This window comes from Geodermatophilus sp. SYSU D00691 (genome assembly GCF_054050275.1).
On sequence record NZ_JBJGYZ010000024.1, the window covers coordinates 48,586 to 68,621 of the forward strand.

Annotated in this window: 18 protein-coding genes; 6 read left to right on the forward strand and 12 right to left on the reverse strand. The window is 74.0% G+C overall.

All coding sequences use genetic code 11. The annotated features are described in order from the left end of the window. The first annotated feature begins 58 nt into the window (after positions 1–58). The 4 genes from ACI797_RS17490 to ACI797_RS17505 all read left to right on the forward strand — a co-directional run bounded on the left by ACI797_RS17490 (position 59) and on the right by ACI797_RS17505 (position 4,663). A complete protein-coding gene (locus ACI797_RS17490) occupies positions 59–1,186 on the forward strand; it encodes a hypothetical protein (protein ID WP_456860020.1) in 1,128 nt (375 codons plus the stop codon). Positions 1,187–1,258: 72 nt separating this feature from the next. After that, positions 1,259–2,401: a hypothetical protein gene (locus ACI797_RS17495; RefSeq protein ID WP_456860021.1), complete on the forward strand. Its 1,143-nt coding sequence runs from the start codon at positions 1,259–1,261 to the stop codon at positions 2,399–2,401. Position 2,402: 1 nt separating this feature from the next. After that, a complete protein-coding gene (locus tag ACI797_RS17500; RefSeq protein WP_456860022.1) occupies positions 2,403–3,533 on the forward strand; it encodes a hypothetical protein in 1,131 nt (376 codons plus the stop codon). After that, positions 3,530–4,663 (forward strand): hypothetical protein, encoded by a 1,134-nt coding sequence (locus tag ACI797_RS17505; RefSeq protein WP_456860023.1) that lies wholly within the window; start codon positions 3,530–3,532, stop codon positions 4,661–4,663. The genes ACI797_RS17500 and ACI797_RS17505 overlap by 4 nt, the downstream gene beginning before the upstream one ends. A 5-nt stretch (positions 4,664–4,668) precedes the next feature. On the opposite strand, the gene ACI797_RS17510 is transcribed toward ACI797_RS17505, so the two are convergent. Continuing rightward, a complete protein-coding gene (locus ACI797_RS17510) occupies positions 4,669–5,313 on the reverse strand; it encodes a hypothetical protein (protein WP_456860024.1) in 645 nt (214 codons plus the stop codon). A 124-nt stretch (positions 5,314–5,437) separates the two neighbouring features. On the opposite strand from ACI797_RS17510, the gene ACI797_RS17515 reads away from it, so the two are divergent. Continuing rightward, positions 5,438–6,280: a DUF1206 domain-containing protein gene (locus ACI797_RS17515; RefSeq protein ID WP_456860025.1), complete on the forward strand. Its 843-nt coding sequence runs from the start codon at positions 5,438–5,440 to the stop codon at positions 6,278–6,280. On the opposite strand, the gene ACI797_RS17520 is transcribed toward ACI797_RS17515, so the two are convergent. The 10 genes from ACI797_RS17520 to ACI797_RS17565 all read right to left on the reverse strand — a co-directional run bounded on the left by ACI797_RS17520 (position 6,262) and on the right by ACI797_RS17565 (position 17,860). Further along, on the reverse strand, positions 6,262–8,103 hold the full coding sequence (locus ACI797_RS17520; RefSeq protein WP_456860026.1) for a potassium channel family protein: 1,842 nt from the start codon (positions 8,101–8,103) through the stop codon (positions 6,262–6,264). The genes ACI797_RS17515 and ACI797_RS17520 overlap by 19 nt on opposite strands. 12 nt (positions 8,104–8,115) lie before the next feature. Further along, positions 8,116–8,502 (reverse strand): DUF6394 family protein, encoded by a 387-nt coding sequence (locus ACI797_RS17525; RefSeq protein ID WP_456860027.1) that lies wholly within the window; start codon positions 8,500–8,502, stop codon positions 8,116–8,118. Positions 8,503–8,737: 235 nt separating this feature from the next. After that, entirely contained in the window at positions 8,738–9,499 is a 762-nt protein-coding gene (gene fabG, locus ACI797_RS17530; RefSeq protein ID WP_456860028.1) for a 3-oxoacyl-ACP reductase FabG, read from the reverse strand. Then, on the reverse strand, positions 9,496–10,713 hold the full coding sequence (locus ACI797_RS17535; RefSeq protein ID WP_456860029.1) for an acetyl-CoA C-acetyltransferase: 1,218 nt from the start codon (positions 10,711–10,713) through the stop codon (positions 9,496–9,498). Before ACI797_RS17535 ends, fabG begins: the two co-directional genes overlap by 4 nt. A 235-nt stretch (positions 10,714–10,948) precedes the next feature. Continuing rightward, positions 10,949–12,271: an ABC transporter substrate-binding protein gene (locus ACI797_RS17540; RefSeq protein WP_456860030.1), complete on the reverse strand. Its 1,323-nt coding sequence runs from the start codon at positions 12,269–12,271 to the stop codon at positions 10,949–10,951. A 58-nt stretch (positions 12,272–12,329) separates the two neighbouring features. Then, positions 12,330–13,499, reverse strand: coding sequence for a branched-chain amino acid ABC transporter permease (locus ACI797_RS17545; RefSeq protein ID WP_456860031.1), 1,170 nt, complete (start codon positions 13,497–13,499; stop codon positions 12,330–12,332). After that, positions 13,496–14,383 (reverse strand): branched-chain amino acid ABC transporter permease, encoded by an 888-nt coding sequence (locus ACI797_RS17550; protein WP_456860032.1) that lies wholly within the window; start codon positions 14,381–14,383, stop codon positions 13,496–13,498. The genes ACI797_RS17545 and ACI797_RS17550 overlap by 4 nt, the downstream gene beginning before the upstream one ends. Then, complete coding sequence (locus ACI797_RS17555; protein ID WP_456860033.1) at positions 14,383–16,260, reverse strand: AMP-dependent synthetase/ligase; 1,878 nt, start codon at positions 16,258–16,260, stop codon at positions 14,383–14,385. Before ACI797_RS17555 ends, ACI797_RS17550 begins: the two co-directional genes overlap by 1 nt. Further along, positions 16,257–17,078, reverse strand: coding sequence for an ABC transporter ATP-binding protein (locus ACI797_RS17560; protein ID WP_456540884.1), 822 nt, complete (start codon positions 17,076–17,078; stop codon positions 16,257–16,259). The genes ACI797_RS17555 and ACI797_RS17560 overlap by 4 nt, the downstream gene beginning before the upstream one ends. After that, the gene (locus ACI797_RS17565; RefSeq protein WP_456860034.1) at positions 17,075–17,860 is read right to left on the reverse strand and encodes an ABC transporter ATP-binding protein; all 786 of its coding nucleotides are present in this window, start codon (positions 17,858–17,860) and stop codon (positions 17,075–17,077) included. The genes ACI797_RS17560 and ACI797_RS17565 overlap by 4 nt, the downstream gene beginning before the upstream one ends. 174 nt (positions 17,861–18,034) lie before the next feature. Here ACI797_RS17565 and ACI797_RS17570 point away from each other — a divergent pair, with 174 nt between their 5' ends. Further along, on the forward strand, positions 18,035–19,579 hold the full coding sequence (locus ACI797_RS17570; protein ID WP_456860035.1) for an acyl-CoA synthetase: 1,545 nt from the start codon (positions 18,035–18,037) through the stop codon (positions 19,577–19,579). 3 nt (positions 19,580–19,582) lie between these two features. Here the strand turns inward: ACI797_RS17570 and ACI797_RS17575 are convergent, their stop codons facing one another. Next, the gene (locus ACI797_RS17575) at positions 19,583–19,927 is read right to left on the reverse strand and encodes an STAS domain-containing protein (RefSeq protein ID WP_456860036.1); all 345 of its coding nucleotides are present in this window, start codon (positions 19,925–19,927) and stop codon (positions 19,583–19,585) included. Positions 19,928–20,036: the final 109 nt, after the last annotated feature.

Consider the following 20,036-nt stretch of genomic DNA (forward strand, 5'->3'; position numbering starts at 1 on the left):
CAGGCGCAAGCCGGCCGCGGAGGCTGGTGCCGACATCCCCCGACCGAGGACACGACCGATGCCCGCCCCCCTCCTGCGCGGAATGCGCGTGCTGCTGGGCGCCCTGCTGCTGGTGCCCCTCTCGCTGCTGACCGCTGCCGCCGCCGAGCCCGAGGGCGTCGGCCTCGACGTCGTCTCCCGCACCGAGCTGCCCGCCCCCTCTCCGGAGCCGCGGCCCGAGCAGCTGTCCCTCACCGCCGACGGCGACCTGCTCGTCGTCCTCGGCTGGCTGGGGCTGGGCGTCGTGCAGGCCGACCCGCGCACCGGCGAGGTGCGGCAGGAGACCGACCCGGTGCGCGGCGACCTGCTCGAGGCCGACGCCGTGGCCGAGGAGGGCGACCGGCTGCTGCTGGTCACCTGGACGCAGGAGGGGCCCACGCCGTTCCGCTACGGCATCGCCGTCGTCGGCACGGAGAGCCGCGTGGTCGAGGAGTTCCGGCGCATCCCGGCCGTGCCCGAGGGCCTGCCCGCGACGCGAGCGGCGTTCTCGCCCGACGGCGCCACGCTCTACGTCCTGTACGAGCGGCCCGGCTCGGTGCCCGAGCTGCTCGCCGTCGACCCGGCCACCGGCGCCGTGCGGGCCGCCACGCCGGTCGACCCCGGCGTGCCCGGCGACTTCTTCCCCGACGAGATCGCGGTGAGCCCGGACGGGTCGACCGTGGTGGCCGCGGTGAGCGACGGCGAGATCGCACCGGACACGACCGTCCTCGTCCGGGTGGGCGCCGACCTGGCGCCGCTGGGCCCGCCGGTCGCCCTCCCCTCCGTCTGGGACGCGCCGGGCACCGGCGGGGTCGCCGTGGCCGACGACGGCACGGTCTACGCCACCGCCCGGGACACGCAGGCCGAGCACTCGACCGCGCTGGTGGCCGTCGCCCCCGGTGCGGCCGACGCCCGGCCGCTCGCCTCCCTCCGCGGTGGGGTCAACGACCTGGCGGTCGCCGGCGGCACGCTCTGGGTGGTCGGCGCCGAGGTGCAGCTGTCCCGGTACGACGCCGCGAGCGGCGTGCTGGAGGGCGCGCAGGCCCTGTGCGACGACCCCTTCGACAACGAGGGCGGCAACGTCCTGGCGGGCGCCGACGGCGCGGTCTGGCTGACCGGCGTGTGCGAGGACGAGGACGCCTACCTCTGGGTGCTGGCCCGGCCCTAGCGCGGCGCAGGTGCGGCGCAAGCGCCGTCCGGAGGCTGGACCCGACCACCCCACCGACCCGAGGAACGCCCGATGCGCCGCCCGCTGCCCGTCCTGCTCCCCGCCGCCCTGCTCGTGCTGGCCGGCTGCTCGGTCGAGGTCCGGGGGACGGCGAGCGGCGCCGACCCGGTCGGCGCCGGGGGCCCCGCCGAGGTGCTGGCGGTCGTCCCGGTCGAGGACGGTCCCTCGGCGCTGGCCCCCGACCGCGGCTCGGGCACCCACGCGGTGGTCACGCCCGACGACGCGCCCGAGGGGAGCCCGGCGCTGGTCGACGTCGGCCCGCTGTCCGACGGCGGCGGCGAGGACGTGATCGACGTGGTGGAGGAGCGCACGGTCCCCTCGGTGGGGCAGCCGCACGCCGCGCACACCGCCGACGACGGCACCGTCGTCCTGGTCGGCATCCCGCACCCGGGCGACCCGCTGCGCCTGCGGGTGGTCACCGTCGACGAGGACGGCGGCACCACCGAGCCCGTGACCGTCGACCTAGGGCCCGACGCCCGCCGGGTGTACACCGCCTTCTCCCCCGACGGCGCCACCCTGCACGTGCTCGTCGAGGACCGCGACGGCGACGTGACCCTGGTCGCCGCCGACCCCACGACCGGCACCGTCACCGCCCGCGCGCCGGTCGACCTGCTGACCGGTGAGCCGGTGGAGACGCGCGGCCTGGTGGTCGTCCCGGGCGGCGGCCTGGTGGCGGTCTTCGACATCGGCGGCTCGGCCGTCGCCGCCGAGTTCGACGCGGCCCTGACCCGCCGCGGCGAGCCGGTGGGCCTCACTCCCGACGGGGAGGACGGCAGCGCCCGCTCGCTGGCCGTCCTCCCCGACGGGCGGGTGCTGGTCACCGTCGAGGTGGGCACCGGGGACGCGCAGCGGCTGCGGCTGGTCGCCGTCGCCGCCGACGTCCTCGAGGACGTCGTCGAGCTCGACGCGGGCGCCGAGACGGGCGGATACACCGGCGACGTCGTGGTCGGCACCGACGGGCGGGCATACCTGCCGGCCCAGGTGGACGGCGGGCTGGTGCTGAGCGTGGTCGACGTCGCCGCGGGCGAGGCGCTCGCCGAGCTACCCCTGTGCGCCGACGGCGAGGTGCGGACGCTGGCCCCGGCCCGCGTCGGCGGGACCGTCTACCTCGGGGGCGACTGCAGCGGCAGCGGCGTCGTCTGGGCGGTGGGCTGACGTGCGCACCCGTTCCCTGCCCGCCGTCCTCCTGGCCGTCGCGCTGCTGGTGCTGGCGGCGTGCGCCGGCGGCATCGACCGCGACGTGCCCGCCGGCGTGCGGCTCGACCAGCCCGACGGCTTCGCCGGGGTGGCCCCGCGGTCGTTCGGGTTCACCGCCGACGGCGACGCGGTGCTGCTCACCACCGACGAGTCCGGCGACGGCGCCCTGCTCACCGTGGTGCCGGCCGGCTCGCCCCGCGCCGACCAGGTCGAGGTCCGGCTCGACGGCTTCCTGCCCGCGGCCGCCACCGCCGACGGCGACACCTTCCTGGTCGCCGGCTGGCTGCCGGGCGACCCCTCCCCCGACGCCTTCGTCGTCCTGGTGGTCGACGGCGCCGGCCGGGTGCTCGAGCAGCGGGTGGTCGACGCCGTGGGGCCGGGCTGGAGCGAGTCGGCGGCGGTCTTCTCGCCCGACGGCACGCTGTACGTCGTCCTGGACGGCTACGCGCCGGAGGGGCCGACGGTCGTCGCGGTGGACCCCGCCACCGGTGCGGCGACCGGCTCCGTCGAGCTGGACCTCGGCCGGTGGGCCGCCGAGCTGCCGTACGTCTTCCCCCGGTCCCTCGCCGTCAGCCCGACCGGCCGCTGGCTCGCCGTCGAGCTGGTGGGTTCCGACCGCGAGCGCGCGGAGCAGGTGCCCCTCGTGGTGCCGATCGACGCCGACCTCCGGCAGGCGGAGGCGCAGGCGCTCGGGACCGGGCACGAGCTGTCGCTGGCCCGGCCCCCGGCGGTCGCCGACGACGGCACCGTGCACGTCGCGGTGACCCGCGAGGACGGCGACGACCTGACCGACGTCCTGGTCACCCGCCCCGGCGGCCGGGACACCACCCGGACGCTGGAGGAGTTCGACGGGGACGCCGACGCGGTGGCCGTCAGCGGCACCGAGCTGTGGGTGCTCGACCGGGACGGCGAGCTGCTCCGGGTCGACGCGGCCGACGGTGCGGTGACGGGGTCGGCGCAACTGTGCCCCGGGGAGTCCGAGGCCCCCGTGGTCCTCGCGGCCGGCCCGGGCGGCACCGTGTACGCCGCCGCGGTGTGCGACGGCGCCGCGCACCTGTGGGTGCTGGCACCCGAGGAGGCCCCGCGGTGATCGCCCGCCCCCTCCTGCTGGCCGCCGCGGCGACGCTCGCGCTGTCGGCCTGCACCACCTCCTCCGTCGGCTCCCCGGACCGGCTGGGCACGCCCGCGAGCGTCGGGATCGAGGCCCCCTACCTGCTCACGCCGGCCGACGTCGTGCCCACCGCGGACGGCGACGTGCTGGTCCGCTCCCTCGGCGAGGCCGGGGTGGCGGACTGGCTGACGCTGGTGGACGGGGCGAGCGGCGACGTCGGACCGCGGTCGGAGGCGCAGGTCCTCGACCTGGCGGTCGACGCCGCGCGGGTCGACGGGGACGTCGTGCTGCTCGCCGGCCGGGGGCACACCGACCCCTCGGCGCCGTGGGTGTTCGGCGTGTGGGTGGTCGCCCCGGCGACGGGGGCCCTGCTGGAGCACCGACCGGTCGACGCCGTCCCCCCGGACCAGGGCGGCACCGTCGCCGCGTTCGCCCCCGACGGCACGCTGGTCGTGCTGTGGACGGCGGGCTCCCCGGCGCCGCCGGTGCTGCACACCGTGGACCCGGCGACCGGGGCGCTGCTGGGCTCGGCGGTCCTGGAGCTGGACGGGCTGCCCGGGCGCGCGGGCCACGTCGAGCCCGAGCGGCTGGTGGTCAGCCCGGACGGCCGGCACCTGGTCGCCGCCGTCCACCTGTACGGCCTCGACGGTGCCGAGGAGACGGTGACCGTGCTCGTCCGGGTCGACCGCGGCACCGGTGCCGTGGAACCCCCGGTGCCGCTGGGCGACGGCACCTCGCACACCGGCTTGCACGGCCTGGCGGTCGGCGACGACGGAACGGTCCACGCCGGGCTCGCGCCGAGCGGTGCGCCGGACCGGCTCGCCGTCCTCGGACCGGGCGACGACCGCCTGCGCGACCTCGGCGGGACCGGCGAGCTCCCGGTGGCGATCGCGGTCGACGACCGCGGGGTGTGGGTGCTCGGCCCGGGGACGACGCTCTCCCGGGTCGACCCCGCGGACGGGTCGGTCACCGCCACCGCGGAGCTGTGCGGCGCGGGCGTGCGGTCGTCCGAGGCGCTCGCGCTGGCGCCGGACGGGACCGTGCACGCCCTCGGCGTGTGCGCCGGCGGGGTGGTGCTGTGGACCGTGGCCGGCGACCGGTCGGACTGAGACCGTCAGCCGAGGGCGCCACAGCCGCCGGCGCCGCAGGCGCAGCCCGCGCAGCCGGCCCCGGCGGGCGCGGGGCGCGGTGCCGGACGGGCCGCGGCGGCGCGCAGCCCGGCCGCCCCGACGAGCACGGGGACCGCGAGGACGGCGACGGCGACGGCCGACACCACGGTGCCGACCTCGGCGGCGCGGGCCCAGCCCTGCGCCGCACCCGTGACCGCGAGCAGGCCGGTGACCAGCACCGCCCAGACCAGCAGCGCCCAGCCGCCGCGGCGGGCCGTGCCACCCCGGCCGACCAGGCCGAGCGCGCCGCCGACGAGCACCACCGGGACGGCGGCCAGCAGCACCCAGCCGGTCGCGGTGGCGGAGACCGCGGCGACCGCGACCGCCGCGGCGCCCAGGACGGCGGCCGCCGTCCCCACCCGGCGAGCGGGGCCCTCGAGCGCGCCGGCGCGCAGCACCACCACCCCGCGGGCGACGAGGAACAGCCCGACGGCGCCGAGCAGCACGCGCCCGCCGGTCACCGGCCAGAACAACCCGACGGCGGCGACGGCCAGCATCGCCAGGCCGAGCGCTCCCCAGCGCGGCCACGCCCGCTTCGCGACGTCGGGGTCCGCCTGCGCGGTCAGGATGCCGGGTGCTGCGCTCGCCACGCCGCCCAGTGTCCCCCACCCGACCGGGCGACCCGCCGGGCCCCGTGCATGACACGCCCGGTCACGGGTAATGGCCCGCCGGCGTGCCGTCCAGCCGAGGGCGGGTGCCGGAGAGGATCTCGGGATGAGCGCACAGGGCACGGCCACGAGCACCGCCGGACGCCTCGACGCGAGCGACGGCCTGGAGCACCTCGCCCGCGTGGGCCTGCTGGCCTACGGCGTGGTCCACCTGCTGGTCGCCTGGCTGGCCCTGCAGCTGGCGTGGGGCGGCGGCGGGGGCGAGTCGGCCGACCAGTCCGGCGCGCTGTCCACCCTGGCCGAGTCGCCGGTGGGCAAGCCGCTGCTGTGGGTCATCGCGGTCGGCCTGGTCGCGCTCGCCGCCTGGCAGGCGATGGAGGTGCTGCGCTGGCGCAGCGGCTGGTCGGCGTCCGGGCAGCTGCGCAAGAAGGCGGTCTGGAAGTCGGCCAAGTCGCTGGCCAAGGCCGCGGTGTACGCCGCGCTGGCGGTGCTCACGATCAAGTTCGCCACCGGCAACGGGCAGTCCAGCTCGCAGAGCCAGCAGCAGACCACCGCCGGTGTCTTCGGCTGGCCCGCCGGCCGCTGGCTCGTCGGCATCGTGGCGCTGGTGCTCGTCGGCATCGGCGTGCACCACGTGGTCAAGGGCGTGAAGAAGTCGTTCCTCAAGGAGATCGACCTGGTGGAGGCGCCGCCGAAGGCGGTCCGCCTGGTCACCCGGCTCGGCCAGGCCGGCTACCCGGCCAAGGGCGTCGCGCTGGCCGTCGTCGGCGGGCTGCTGCTCTACGCGGCGATCACCTTCGACCCGTCCAAGGCGCAGGGGCTCGACGGCGCGTTGCGCGCCATCCTCGACGCGCCGTTCGGCGCCGCCCTGCTCACGCTGGTCGCGGTCGGGATCGCCGCGTTCGGCGCCTTCCTGCTCGTGCGGGCGCGCTACCCCGAGCGCACCTGACCGGCGGGCTCGGGTTCCCGCTCGGGGGTCCGGGAGAGCTTGCGCCAGATCCAGCCGGACGGCACCCGCCGGCCGGTGACGACGTACTCGAGGACGGCGTCGACGACGAGGATCGTCGACAGCGAGCGGCGGGCACTGGGGCGGCCGGCGAGCAGGACCTCGTCGTCGCGGGCGAGTACGAAGTCGGCGTCCGGGGCCAGGTGGGCCTCGTCGCCGCGCAGCACCAGCAGCGCGACGGCGTGCAACGGGTCCTCCCGCGTCTCGGGGTCGCGCAGCAGCTCGCCCAGGGTCACGCCGCCCTCGGCCACCCGCGCGTGCAGGGCGGGCGCCTCCTGGTGGTTGACCCGGATCTTCCACAGCGCCTGCAGCCGCAGCCCGCACAGCTCGCGCAGCCGCTCGACGATGGCGGCCGCCCACTCCTCCCCCAGCGCGGGCATCTCCCGCAGGAACCGCCACAGCAGCGGGGTGGACAGCTGGGCGTACACCTCGTGCGCGATCACCTCGGTGGGCACGAGCAGCGCGTCGATGCGCATCGCGCCGAACAGCGGCGCGCTCGCCGGCCGGTTCTGGCGGGCGGCCACGAACAGCGACCGGTTCACCCGGCGGGCGGCGGCGACCAGCGACAGGTTGGTGGTGTCGTTGTCGGTGCCGGCGACGAACCCGACGGCGTCGGCCAGCCGCGTCCGGGCCAGCACCTCCGGCTCCACGCCGTCCCCCACCACGATGCCGTCGTCCGGGCCCTGTGCCGGGTCGGGGTGCGGCTCCACGACGGTGACCTCGATCCCCTCGGCGCGCAGGTCCTCGGTGATCTCCCGGCCGAGGCGGCCGTAGCCGCAGACCACCCAGCGGCCGTCGCGCGGCGGCCGGCCGCGCGGCGGGAGCGCCGCGCCGGGGCCGCTCTCCAGCCAGGTCAGCAGCTGGTAGCCGGCCGGCGAGCGCAGCGCCAGGCGCAGGTGGTCGCCGAACCGGTCGAAGGGGTTGACCACGCTCGGGGTGCCGAACGCCTCCATCCGGTCCTGCATGGTCTGCGAGGTGGCCCGGGCGACCACCGGCAGGTCGGGGCGCAGCAGCGCGGCAGCCTGGACGACGGAGAGGTTGACCTCCTCGTCGTCGGTGAGCGCCACCACGGCCTCGCACCGCGGGTGCCGCAGCCCGGCGACGGCGAGGATGCCGGGGTCGCGCGCGTCGGCGGCCAGGCCCGGCACGTCGCCGTGGAAGGCGTCGAGCTCGACGCCCTCGATCCGCTCGGCCGACGCGTCGAGGACGACGAACCGCCGGCCCAGCCGGTCCAGGGCGTGGCCGAGCAGCTCGCCGGCGCGGCCGTACCCGGCGACGAGCACGAACGGCTCGCCGAGCCGGCTGACCTTGCGGCTGAAGTGCTGCAGGGCCAGCGCCTGCCGGAACGACCGGTCCTGCAGCAGCGCGAGCAGCGAGCCGATCGCGTACGCCCAGCCGACCACCGTCAGGTAGATAGAGACGGTGACCCACATCCGCTGGTTGTAGGTAAACGGGTACGGGATCTCGCCGAACCCGATCGTCGTCGCCGTGTAGCTCATGACGTAGAAGGCGTCGAAGAAGCCCATCCGCCAGGGCCGGCCCTCGGGGTCGACGCCCGGGATCAACGTCAGCCCGAGCACGCTGACGGCGAAGATGACGATGAGCACGATCAGCGGCGCGCGCATCCGCCGCATCACGAGGAAGACCGCCTCCGACGCCCGCGCGGCCGACGCGGCGGCGGCCCGGACCGGGGCACGGCGCACCCGCCGCTCGTCCTGGTCGGGGCCGAACAGCCGCGTCCAGAAGGTGAGCAGGGGGTTGCCCACGGCGGTCTCCGATCAGCTCCGGTGGAACGACACCGTCTCGACGACCAGCAGCACCACCGAGACGATGTTGGCCAGCAGCGCGCCGCCGGAGAGCGAGACGACGCTGGCCGTCCAGGACTCGGTGAGCCCGGCCGAGGAGACGTAGACCGCGTAGCCGTACATCAGCGCCGCGCCGATCAGCTGGAGGTCGGCGACCAGGCTGGTGGCCAGGTGCACCGCCCCGATCTGCGTGCGGTCGCCGAACTTCAGCACGGTGGCGATGAGGTTGACGATCACCGCCGCGAACAGCTCGTACGGGTTGTGCAGGTCGGGGTCGGAGATGTCACCGATGAAGAACCCGAAGTTCAGCGTGGCGGCGAGCACCACGAAGAAGCCGAAGACGACCTTCTCGAGGTTCACCCCGCCTCCCTCCCGGTCCGCTCGCCGTGATCATGACGGACGGACCGGGAGGCCGCAGAACTTCCGCTCCCGGCGCCGAGAGCGGAGGAGAGACGCCGCCACCCCCACCGCGCTCCGCCGCGCAGTAGGTCAAGCCGCGCGGGCGCCCGTCGAGCCGGGTCGTGACGTGGCTCGACGGGCGGTCAGGCGGCTCATCGTGACGTCCGCGCAGCGCCGGTGCCCCCGGGCCTCAGCGTCAGGCCTTGGGGCCGCCGGCGACGTAGATGACCTGGCCGGAGACGAAGCCCGCGCCCTCGCTCACGAGGAACGAGACGGTGTGCGCGATGTCCTCCGGCTGCCCGGCGCGGGCCACCGGGATCGCGGCGGCGCGCTCGGCGACGTACTCGTCCCAGTCGCGGCCGATGCGGGCGGCGGTCGCCTTGGTCATGTCGGTGGCGATGAAGCCCGGTGCGATCGCGTTGGCGGTGACGCCGAACTTGCCGAGCTCGATGGCGAGGGTCTTGGTGAAGCCCTGCAGGCCGGCCTTGGCCGTCGAGTAGTTGGCCTGGCCGCGGTTGCCGAGCGCCGAGGTGCTCGACAGGTTGACGATCCGGCCCCACTTCGCCTCGGTCATGTACTTCTGCGTCGCCCGCGTCATGAGGAACGAGCCGCGCAGGTGCACGTGCATGACGACGTCCCAGTCGTCGTCGCTCATCTTGAACAGCAGGTTGTCCTTGGTCACCCCGGCGTTGTTCACCAGGACGACCGGCGGGCCGAGCTCGGCGGCGATCCGCTCGACCGCGGCCTGCACCTGCTCGGCGTCGCCGACGTCGGCGCCGACGGCCAGCGCCCGGCCGCCGGCGGCCCCGATCGCCGACACGGTGTCGCGGGCGTCGTCCTCCTTGAGGTCGAGGACGGCGACGGCGAACCCGTCGGCGGCCAGCCGCCGGGCCGTCGCGGCGCCGATGCCGCGGGCGCCGCCGGTGACGATCGCGACCCGCTGGGTCGACGCGCTCATGCCGCCACCCGCTCGAAGACCGCGGCCAGGCCCTGCCCGCCGCCGATGCACATGGTCTCCAGGCCGTAGCGGGCCCCGCGCCGGTCCATCTCGCGGGTGAGCGTGGCCAGGATGCGGCCGCCGGTGGCGCCCACCGGGTGGCCGAGGGAGATGCCGGAGCCGTTGACGTTCATCCGGTCGAAGTCGGACTCGGTGAAGCCCCACTCACGGGTCACCGCGAGCACCTGGGAGGCGAAGGCCTCGTTGAGCTCGATGAGGTCGACGTCCGACAGCTTGAGGCCGGCCAGCTCGAGCGCCTTGGCCGTCGCCGGCACCGGGCCGATGCCCATGGTCTTGGGCGGCACGCCGCCGACGCCCCACGAGACCAGCCGGGCCAGCGGGCGCAGGCCCAGCTCGGCGGCCTTCTCGGGCGAGGTGACGACGCAGACCGCGGCGCCGTCGTTCTGACCGCTGGCGTTGCCGGCGGTGACGGTGGCCTCGGGGTCGTCCTTGCCCATGATCGGGCGCAGCTTGGCCAGCGTCTCGACGTCCGAGTCCGGGCGGATGTGCTCGTCGCGCTCGACGACCGTGTCGCCCTTCCGGCCCGAGATGGTCACCGGGACGATCTCGTCGGCGAACCGGCCCTCCGCGGTGGCCGCGGCCGCCCGCTGGTGCGAGCGGACCGCGAACTCGTCCTGCTCCTCGCGGGAGATCTTGTAGTCACGCCGGAGGTTCTCGGCGGTCTCGATCATCCCGCCGGGCACCGGGTGGTTCCTGCCGCCCGCGGTCACCCGGCCGCGGAACAGGCCGTCCTGCAGCAGCACGCCCGGGCCGGCCTTGACGCCCCAGCGCATCCCGACCGAGTAGAACGGCGCGTTGCTCATCGACTCCGCGCCACCGGCCAGGACGACCTCGGAGACCCCGCTCTGCACCTGCATCGCGGCGTAGAGCACCGCCTGCAGGCCCGAGCCGCAGCGGCGGTCGATCTGCAGGCCGGTGGCGGTGACCGGCAGCCCGGCGTCCAGGGCGGCGATGCGGCCCAGCGCGGGCGACTCCATCGTCGGGTAGCAGTTGCCCAGCAGCACGTCGTCGACCGACTCCGGCGGCAGGCCGGTGCGCTCCATCAGCGCCTTGATGACCGTGGACGCCAGGTCCTGCACCGGCACGTCCCGCAGCGATCCGCCGAAACCCCCCACCGGGGTCCGCAGCGGCTCGCAGATGACCGCATCTCGCACGTGCTCCTCCTCGTTCGTCGACGTCCACGTCAGACCAGCCCTGCCCCGAGTGTGCTCCAACCTCCCGGCGTGCTGGGTAGCAGGTTCCCGCACACGGGCCGCGACCGTGCGCGCGGACTGGCAGTCCCTGGCGCTCCGGCTGCCAGTTCGCGCACAGCGTCGCTGCCTGGCCGGAACGGCGAGCGGCCGGCCCCCTCGACGGGAGCCGGCCGCTCGGTCGGTCAGGGCTGCGGACCTAGCCCAGGTCGACCTCCTCGTAGCAGGGACCGGTGAACTCGTAGTCCTCGGCCGTGGGACCGGTGTACGCCTCGGCCACCGGGGCCAGACCCGTGCTCGCGTTCGGGTCGATCGCGCTGATGTACGTGGCCCGCGACGCCGCCTCGTTCGGGCCACCCGCGTAGTTGCCCGACCCCTCGGGCAGGACGCCCTCGAAGTCGACCTCCTCGAGGCCCTCGGCAGCCTCGCGCAGACCCGCGCGGGTCAGGTCGCCGTTCTCGGCCGCCGCCTCGAGCGCGGCCTTGAGCGGGTAGGACCAGAACCAGCCGGACAGGTAGTACTCGTTCGGCTCGACGTCACCGAGCGCCTCCTTCGCCGCGGCGTGGGCGTCGGTCTCGGCGTCCCACGGCCCCCACGGCCCCATGTGCATGAACGAGGCCTGGAACGCCGGTGCGGCCGGCGACTGCAGGATCGCCGGGTTCCAGGTCGGGGAGGACCCCATGAACTGGCCCTGGTACCCGCCCGCGACGGCCTGGCCCACAACCGTGGCCGTGTCGGCCGCGCCGGCCGAGATGATCACCAGGTCGGGCTGCTGCTCCAGGATCGCGGCGATGGCGGCGGCCTGGTTGTCGGGGCCGGCAGTCGTCTCCAGGTCGATGAACTCGAGCCCGTTGGCGTCGGCGGCGACCTTGGCGCCGGCCGCGGCGTCGCCGCCGTAGTCCCCGGCGTAGTGCACCGCCATCACCGACTGGACGTCGCCGTTCTCCACGGCGTAGTCGACGCCGTTCATCGCCTCGGCGCAGTACGTGGCGCCGCTCTCGACGATCACGTCCTGGAAGAGGTAGAGCGAGGTCCAGCCGGCCGGGGCGGCGACGATGTCCTCGGCGTCGAGGTCGTCGACGATCGCGGCGGTGGGCGGCGAGCCGAGGCTCTGCGCCAGGGCGAGGACGTCGGGCTTGATCTCCTGGTAGACCTGGTTGGTCACCTGCGGGTTGTACTGGTTGTCGCGGACGTACTCGGTGACGTTGATGTCGTAGCCACCGATGCCGCCGTCCTCGTTGACCCGGTTCCAGAACGCCACCTGCCCCTCGACGATCAGGGGGCCGGCCGGTGCGAACGGGCCGACGGTGAGGTCGGACAGGGTGCCGAGGTAGATGCAACCGTTGTCCTCGTTGACCGCGTCGGGACACGGTTCGCTGGTGACGCCGACGTCGGTGGCGACGTCGCCACCCTCGCCGCCCCCTCCGCCACCGCCGCTGTCGCCGCCGCGGCAACCGGCTGCCAGCACGGCGACTCCGGCCAGCGCGGCTGCAGCGACCCTCCGCCGGGACGTGCTCCTCATGGGTGCTCCCTTCTACCGGCACCTCTGCCGGGTGAACGCGTACGACGTGGTGGTGCGGCTAGTAGCTGAAGGGCCAGGCCTTCCAGTAGTTGCGGAACCGGATCCAGAGCCCGAACAGCCCCCGCGGCTCGAAGATCAGGAAGATCACGATCAGCAGGCCGTAGAGCAGCGTCTCCACCTGGAAGACGTTGGGCGTCTCGGTCGCCGACGAGGACAGGAACGGCAGGTACTCCGGCAACTCGCGGGTGAGCCGCGGCAGCAGCGCGATGAAGAAGGCGCCCATGATCGAGCCGGAGATCGTCGCGACCCCGCCGATCAGCACCATCGCGATGAACTGCACCGACACGAGCAGCCCGAACGACGCCGGGTCGATGTAGCCGAGGATCGAGTACCACAGCGCCCCCGCGCAGCCGGCGTAGAAGCTCGACACCACGAACGCCCGGCGCTTGACCTGCCGCACATCCACCCCGGTGATCTCCGCGGCGATGTCGCGGTCGCGCACCGCGGCGAAGCTGCGGCCCATCGCCGAGCGGGCGATGTTGCGGCCCACCACGGCGAAGACGATCAGCAGCACCAGCATCAGCCAGTACATCTGCTGGTCGCCCGAGAACGACTCGGTGCGGCGGGAGAGGTCGGTGCCGAACAGCACGGGGTCGGGCCCCTGCCGGCCGACGCCCACGCCGCCGGTGAGCGAGTCCCACTCGCGGAAGATGTGTTCGCCGATGAAGACCAGGCCGAGGGTGACGATGGCGAGGTACAGCCCGCGCAGCCGGCTGGCCAGCGGCGAGACGAGGAGCCCGAGCAGCGCGGCGACGATGCCGGCGGCGAGCATCCAGACCGGCAGGAACGTGATGCCGAAGCCCCAGACGTCCTCGTCGGTCGGGTCGCCGGAGACGACCGAGGCGGTGTAGGCGCCCACCCCGATGAAGAAGGCGTGCCCGAGCGACACCTGCCCCGCGTAGCCGGTGACCAGGTTGAGCCCGATGGCGCCGATCGACGTCACGCAGCCGATGGCCAGCAGCCGCAGCATGTCGTCCTGGAACAGGAACGGCGCGAGTGCGGCGACCACCAGCAGCACGGCGACGCCGGCCCGCTTGGCGCCGGTGTTGAACAGCGCCATGTCCTGCGCGTACGCGGTGTACATGGCCGGGCGGCCGCGCGGGCGCCGGGCACGGCCGCGGGCCGGCTCCGGCGCCGACGTCCCGGTGCGCGGCTCGGTGGTCGTCATACCCGTTCCACTTCCCTCGTGCCCAGGAGTCCGTAGGGCTTGACGAGCAGCACGATGAACAGCAGCACGTACGGCGAGACCAGCGCGAAGTTCTGCCCCAGCCAGGGCGCGAAGTCGTCCTGGTACGCGGCGACGAAGGACTCGAAGACACCGACGAGGAGCCCGCCGATGACGGCGCCCTCGATGGAGTCCAGGCCGCCGATGATGATCGCCGGCAGCGCCTTGAGCGCGATGATCCAGGTGGACTGGTCCACACCGCCGCCGGTGCCGACGAACGCCCCGGCGACCGCGGCCAGCCCGCCGGCCATCGCCCACGACAGCGCCATCACGCCGCCGACCGAGACGCCCTGCACCAGCGCCGTCTCCTGGTCGAGCGAGGCCGCCCGCATGGCCAGCCCCCACCGGCTGTACCGGAAGAAGGCGAAGAGGGCGGCGACCACGACGACGAGCACCACGATCATCGCGATGTAGCGCTGCTGGATCCGGATGCCCGCGATGTCGACGGTGGACAGCCCCCACGGGTCCCCGACCTGGCGCACGTTGGCGCCGATGAAGACGTTGACCACGACCCGGATGGCGATGTCGAGGCCGAGCGTGATGATCGCGACCACGAAGACCGGCCGGCCGATCATCGGGCGGATCGTCGTCCGCTCGACGCCGAGCCCCACGAAGGCCAGGGCGACCGCGGCGATCGGGACGGCGAGGTAGAAGCCGACCGGCCCGGCGAGGTAGCTGACCAGCACCGCGCCGGCCAGCATGAGCGCCGGCTGCGCGAAGCTGATCACCTTCGACGACTTGTAGATGATCACGAAGCTGACCGCGAGCATGGCGTACAGCGACCCGAACCCGAGCCCGCGGACGAAGGTGGCGACGACCTCGGCCATCAGCGGCGTCCCCCACCGGAGTACATCGACTCGACGAGGTCGGTGAAGCGCTCGGCCATGGCCGACCGGCGCACCTTCTGCGTGGCGGTCAGCTCGCCGTCCTCGTGGTCGAGCAGCTTCGGCAGCAGCCGGAACGACTTGATCTGCTCGACGGTGGCGAGGTTCTTGTTGACGTCGGTGACGATCCCCTGCACCAGGTCCCTGACCTCCTCCTTCTGCGTGAGGTCGCGGTAGGTGGTGAAGGCGATCCGGTTCTGCTGCGCCCAGTCGGAGACGGTGTCGGGCTCGATGCCGATCAGCGCGGTCAGGTAGGGACGGCGGTCGCCGATCAGCACCGCTTCCTTGATGTACGGGCTGACCTTGAGGGCGTTCTCGATCTCCGACGGCGCGATGTTCTTGCCGCCCGCGGTGATCATGATGTCCTTCATGCGGTCGGTGATCCGCAGGAAGCCGTCCTCGTCGACGACCCCGACGTCACCGGTGTGCAGCCAGCCGTCGTCGTCGATGGTCGACGCGGTCGCCTCGGGCCGGTTCCAGTAGCCGAGGAAGGTGGCCGGCCCGCGGGTCAGCACCTCGCCGGTGAGCTCGTCGATGCGCAGCTCCACGTCGGGGTGGGGGACGCCGACCGTGCCGAGCTTCCAGCGGCCCGGCTTGTTGGCCGTGGCCGACGCGGTGTTCTCGGTCATCCCGTAGAGCTCGTAGATCGGGATGCCGAGGCCGAGGAAGAACTTGAGCACGTCGAGGGCGACCGGCGCGGCGCCGCAGCCGGCCCAGCGCACCCGCCGCAGGCCCAGCCGCTCGCGCAGCGCCCGGACGACGAGCACCCACGCCAGCGCGAACTTCAGGCGGGAGCCCGCCGTGTGCCGGCCGCCGGTTCGGGCCAGGGTCTCCCCCACGCCCGCGGCCAGCGACAGCCCGGCGCGGCCGAGCGCGCCCTTGAGCGGGCTGGCCGCCGCCTGCTTGACCTGGACGGTGGCCAGCAGCTTCTCCCAGATGCGGGGGACGGCGAAGAAGAAGGTCGGCTGGATCTCGCGGAGGTTCTCCGGGACGGTCTCGATCGACTCGGCGAAGTTCACCTGGATGCCGGTCGCGGCGTTGTTCCAGGTGGTGAAGATGCGCTCGGCGACGTGGGACAGCGGCAGATAGGACAGCGCGAGGTCCTTGGGGCCGGCCGGCGGCTCGACCAGCCCGGGGCCGGTGAGCGCGGCCATGGTCGCCTCGACGTTGGCGACGGTGAGCATGGCGCCCTTGGGCAGGCCGGTGGTGCCCGAGGTGTAGATGAGCGTCATCAGGTCGCCGGGCTGCGTCTGCGCCATGGCGTCCTCGACGGCGCCCGGGTGCGCGGCGCGGTGCTCGCGGCCGCGGGCGAGGAAGTCGTCCCAGTGCAGCAGGCGCGGGTCGTCGTAGCGGCCGCGGATGCCGCGCGGCTCGATGTAGACGATCGTGCTCAGCTCCGGCGTCTCGGCGGTGACCTCCAGCGCCTTGTCCACCTGCTCCTGGTCCTCGGCGACCAGGACGGTGGCCCCGGAGTCGCGCAGCAGGTGCACCACCTCGGCGGCCGGGTTGGTCGGGTAGATGCCGACGGTGGCCGCGCCGATCGCCACGGCGCCCAGGTCGGCGGTCAGCCACTCCTGCCGGTTCTCCGACTGGATCGCGATCCGGCCGCCGCGGGTCACCCCGAGGGCCAGCAGCGCGTGGCCGACGTCCTGGATCTCCTCCCAGTACGCGGCCCAGGTGGTCTCCCGCCAGAGGCCGAACGCCTTCGACCGCATCGCCACCCCGGTGGGGGTGGCGACCGCGCGGTCGCGGACGCGGGTGACGACCGTCGTCGTCGCGGTCGAGGCGACGCCGGTGCGGGGGTCGGCGGTGGTGGTCACGGAGCACCTCCTGCTGCCGTGCTGCCCTTCGACCGGCGCCCGCCGGTCGCGTGGTCCTCGCCCAGGTAGGCCCGGATGACGTCGGGGTTGCGCTGCACCTCGGGCGGCGTCCCGGTCGTGATGGGGACGCCGAAGTCCACGACCATCACGCGGTCGGCGAGGTCCATGACCAGGCCCATGTCGTGCTCGACCATGATCATCGGGATCTTCAGCTCGTCGCGGATGTCGAGGATGAAGCGGGCGGTGTCCTCGGTCTCCTCGAGGTTCATCCCGGCGACCGGCTCGTCGAGCAGCAGCAGCCGCGGGCCCATGGCCAGCGCCCGGCCGAGCTCCACCCGCTTCTGCACGCCGTACGGCAGCAGTCCGACGGGGAACGCCCGGTAGGAGGCCAGCTCGAGGAAGTCGACGATCTCCTCGACAGCGGCCCGGTCGGCGATCTCGCTCTTGCGCGCGGGGCCGAGCCAGCCGGCCGCGGCGAGCATCCCGTACCGCACGGTGTGCGCCCGGCCCAGCATGAGGTTGTCGATCACCGTCAGGTTCTCGAACAGCTCGATGTTCTGGAACGTGCGGGCCAGCCCCCGGGCGGCGATGGTGTGCGGCCGCAGCCCGAGGACGTCCTCGCCGAGGAAGCGGACCCGGCCCTCCTGGGGCCGGTAGACCCCGGACAGGACGTTGAAGATCGACGTCTTCCCGGCGCCGTTCGGGCCGATGACGGCGAAGAGCTCCTGCGGGCCCACCGTGAACGACACCCCGTTGACCGCCGTCACGCCCTTGAACTTCAGGGTGACGTCGCTGACCTCGAGGACCGGCTCGGTCATGACAGCCACCGCTTCCGCCGCCGGTAGTGCTTGACGTCGCGGAACGACCGCTCCGACCCCTCCGCGCCCAGGCCCAGGTAGAACTCCTGGATGTCCTCGTCGTCGCGCAGCGCGGCGGCGGGCTTGTCCATGACGACCCGGCCGTTCTCCAGCACGTAGCCGTGGTCGGCGATCGACAGCGCCATCGACGCGTTCTGCTCGACCAGCAGCACCGTGGTGCCCTGCTCGTTGATCGCCGTGATCAGGTCTCGGATCGAGCCGACCAGCTGCGGCGCCAGCCCGAGGCTCGGCTCGTCGAGCAGCAGGTACCGGGGGTCGCTCATCAGCGCCCGCCCCATGGCGAGCATCTGCTGCTCGCCGCCGGAGAGGTAGCCGGCCGTCTGGGTGCGGCGCTCCAGCAGCCGCGGGAACAGGTCGAAGACCCGCTCCAGGTTCGCGGCGCGCTGCTTGGGCTTGGTGTGCGCGCCGATCCGCAGGTTCTCCTCGACGCTGAACTCGGCGAAGACCCGCCGGCCCTCCAGCACCTGGCTGATCCCCCGGGCGACGATCTGCTGCGGGTCGAGGTGGTCGATCCGGTCGCCGTCCAGGGTGATCCGGCCGCGGGTGACCTCCCCGTGGTGGATGTCGAGCAGCCCGGACAGCGCCCGCAGCAGCGTCGTCTTCCCGGAGCCGTTGGCCCCGAGCAGCGTGACGATCTGCTTGTCGGGGATCTCCACGCTCACCCCGCGCAGCACGAGGACGACGTCGTCGTAGACGACCTCGAGGTTCTGGACTGCGAGCAACCGACCGCCCCTCGTCTGAACACGTTGCACTCGGCAACGAAAAGTGACCCTGGTCACTCACTCGGTGTGAGCAGCGACACTAGGGTGACGATGCGGCGCGCTGGAAGGGTGGGGTCACTCCAGTGCGTCGATTCGTTACGAGCCCGTGATGGATTGCCCGCTCGGAGGTCCTGCGTGCCCTATCCCGGCGTCTTCGCCACCACCGCGCCCGACCGGCCCGCCGTCGTCATGGCCGGGTCCGGGGAGACGCTGACCTACGCGCAGCTCGAGGAGCGCTCGGTGCGGCTGGCCGACCACCTGCGCCGGCTGGGTCTGCGCCCGGGGGACGTCGTCGCGCTGCTCACCGACAACCGGCCCCAGGCGTGCGAGGTCTACTGGGCCTGCCAGCGCGCCGGGCTGTACGTGACCGCGGTGAACTGGCACCTCACGGCGGGTGAGGCGGCCTACGTCGTCGGCGACTGCGGCGCCCGGGTGCTCATCGCCTCCGCCGCGCTCGGCGGGCTGGCCCGCGAGGTCCGCGCGGCCACCCCCGCGATCACCGAGGCCCTGGCCTTCGCCGGCGCGATCGAGGGCTTCGGCGACTACGAGGCCGCCCTCGCCGCGGCCTCGCCCGTGCCTCCCGCCGAGCAGCCGCGCGGCGCGGACATGCTCTACAGCTCCGGCACGACCGGCCGGCCCAAGGGGATCAAGCCGGCGCTGCCGGACCGGGACGTGACCGAGCCCGGCGACACCTACGTCGCGGTGTTCCAGCCGATGTACGGGTTCGGCGAGGACACCGTCTACCTGTCCCCCGCACCGATCTACCACGCCGCGCCGCTGCGCTTCGTCGGCGTCGTCCACTCGGTCGGCGGCACCGTCGTGATGATGGAGTCGTTCGACGCCGAGGGCGCGCTGGCCGCGATCGAGAGGTTCCGGGTCACGCACAGCCAGTGGGTGCCGACGATGTTCGTCCGCATGCTCAAGCTGCCCGAGGCGGTGCGGGCCCGCTACGACGTGTCGAGCCTGCGGGTGGCGGTGCACGCGGCGGCGCCGTGCCCGGTCGAGGTGAAGCGGGCGATGATCGACTGGTGGGGCCCGGTGCTCTACGAGTACTACAGCGCCACCGAGGGTCTCGGCATCACGTTCATCGACAGCCGGCAGTGGCTGGAGAAGCCGGGCTCGGTGGGCCGGGACGGCGTCCTGGGCACCGCGCACGTCGTCGGCGACGACGGCCGCGAGCTCCCGCCCGGCGAGAGCGGCGTCATCTACTTCGAGCGCGACGAGGTGCCCTTCAGCTACCTCAACGACCCGGAGAAGACCGCCGCGGCGCAGCACCCCGACCACCCCACATGGACGACGGTCGGCGACATGGGATACCTCGACGAGGACCGGTTCCTGTACCTCACCGACCGGCAGTCGCACATGATCATCTCGGGCGGGGTGAACATCTACCCGCGCGAGATCGAGGACGTGCTCATCGAGCACCCCGCGGTCTACGACGTCGCGGTGATCGGCGTGCCCGACGAGGAGATGGGCGAGGCGGTCACGGCCGTCGTCCAGCCCGCCGCCGGGGTCCCGTGGACCCCGGAGCTGGGGCAGGAGCTGGCCGACCTGTGCCGGTCACGGCTGGCCGGGTTCAAGTGCCCGCGCCGCATCGACGCCGTCGACGAGCTGCCGAGGACGCCGACGGGGAAGCTGCTCAAGCACGTGCTGCGGCGGCGCTACCTGCAGTCCGCCTAGGGGTCAGGTGGTCTCGACGCGGAGCAGGTCGAACAGCCCGGTGATCTGCAGCGGGCGGATCACCGCGCGGCTGGAGGCGCGCACGCGCAGGCGCACGCCCTCGGCGGCGGCGCGCCGGTGGGCGGCGGCGAGCACGCACAGGCCGGCCGAGTCGAGGAAGGTCACGCCGGTGAGGTCGACCTCGAGTTCACGGGCACCGGCCTCGAGGAGCCGGTCGAGCTCGGCGCGCAGGTCCGGCGCCGAGGAGGAGTCGATCTCACCGGTGGTGGAGACGCGGGCGGTGGCGCCGTCGACGGTCGCGGACAGCGTCAGGAGGTCGCCGGAGGGAGGGTCGAGCGTTGCGGTCACGAGCACCTCTTCACATCGAGGTCCGGACCAATGAGAGCGATACGGCGTCGGGGACGACGGACAACTCGACACTGGCAGTTCACGGCTGGTGGTTGAACCGCTGCCCCCG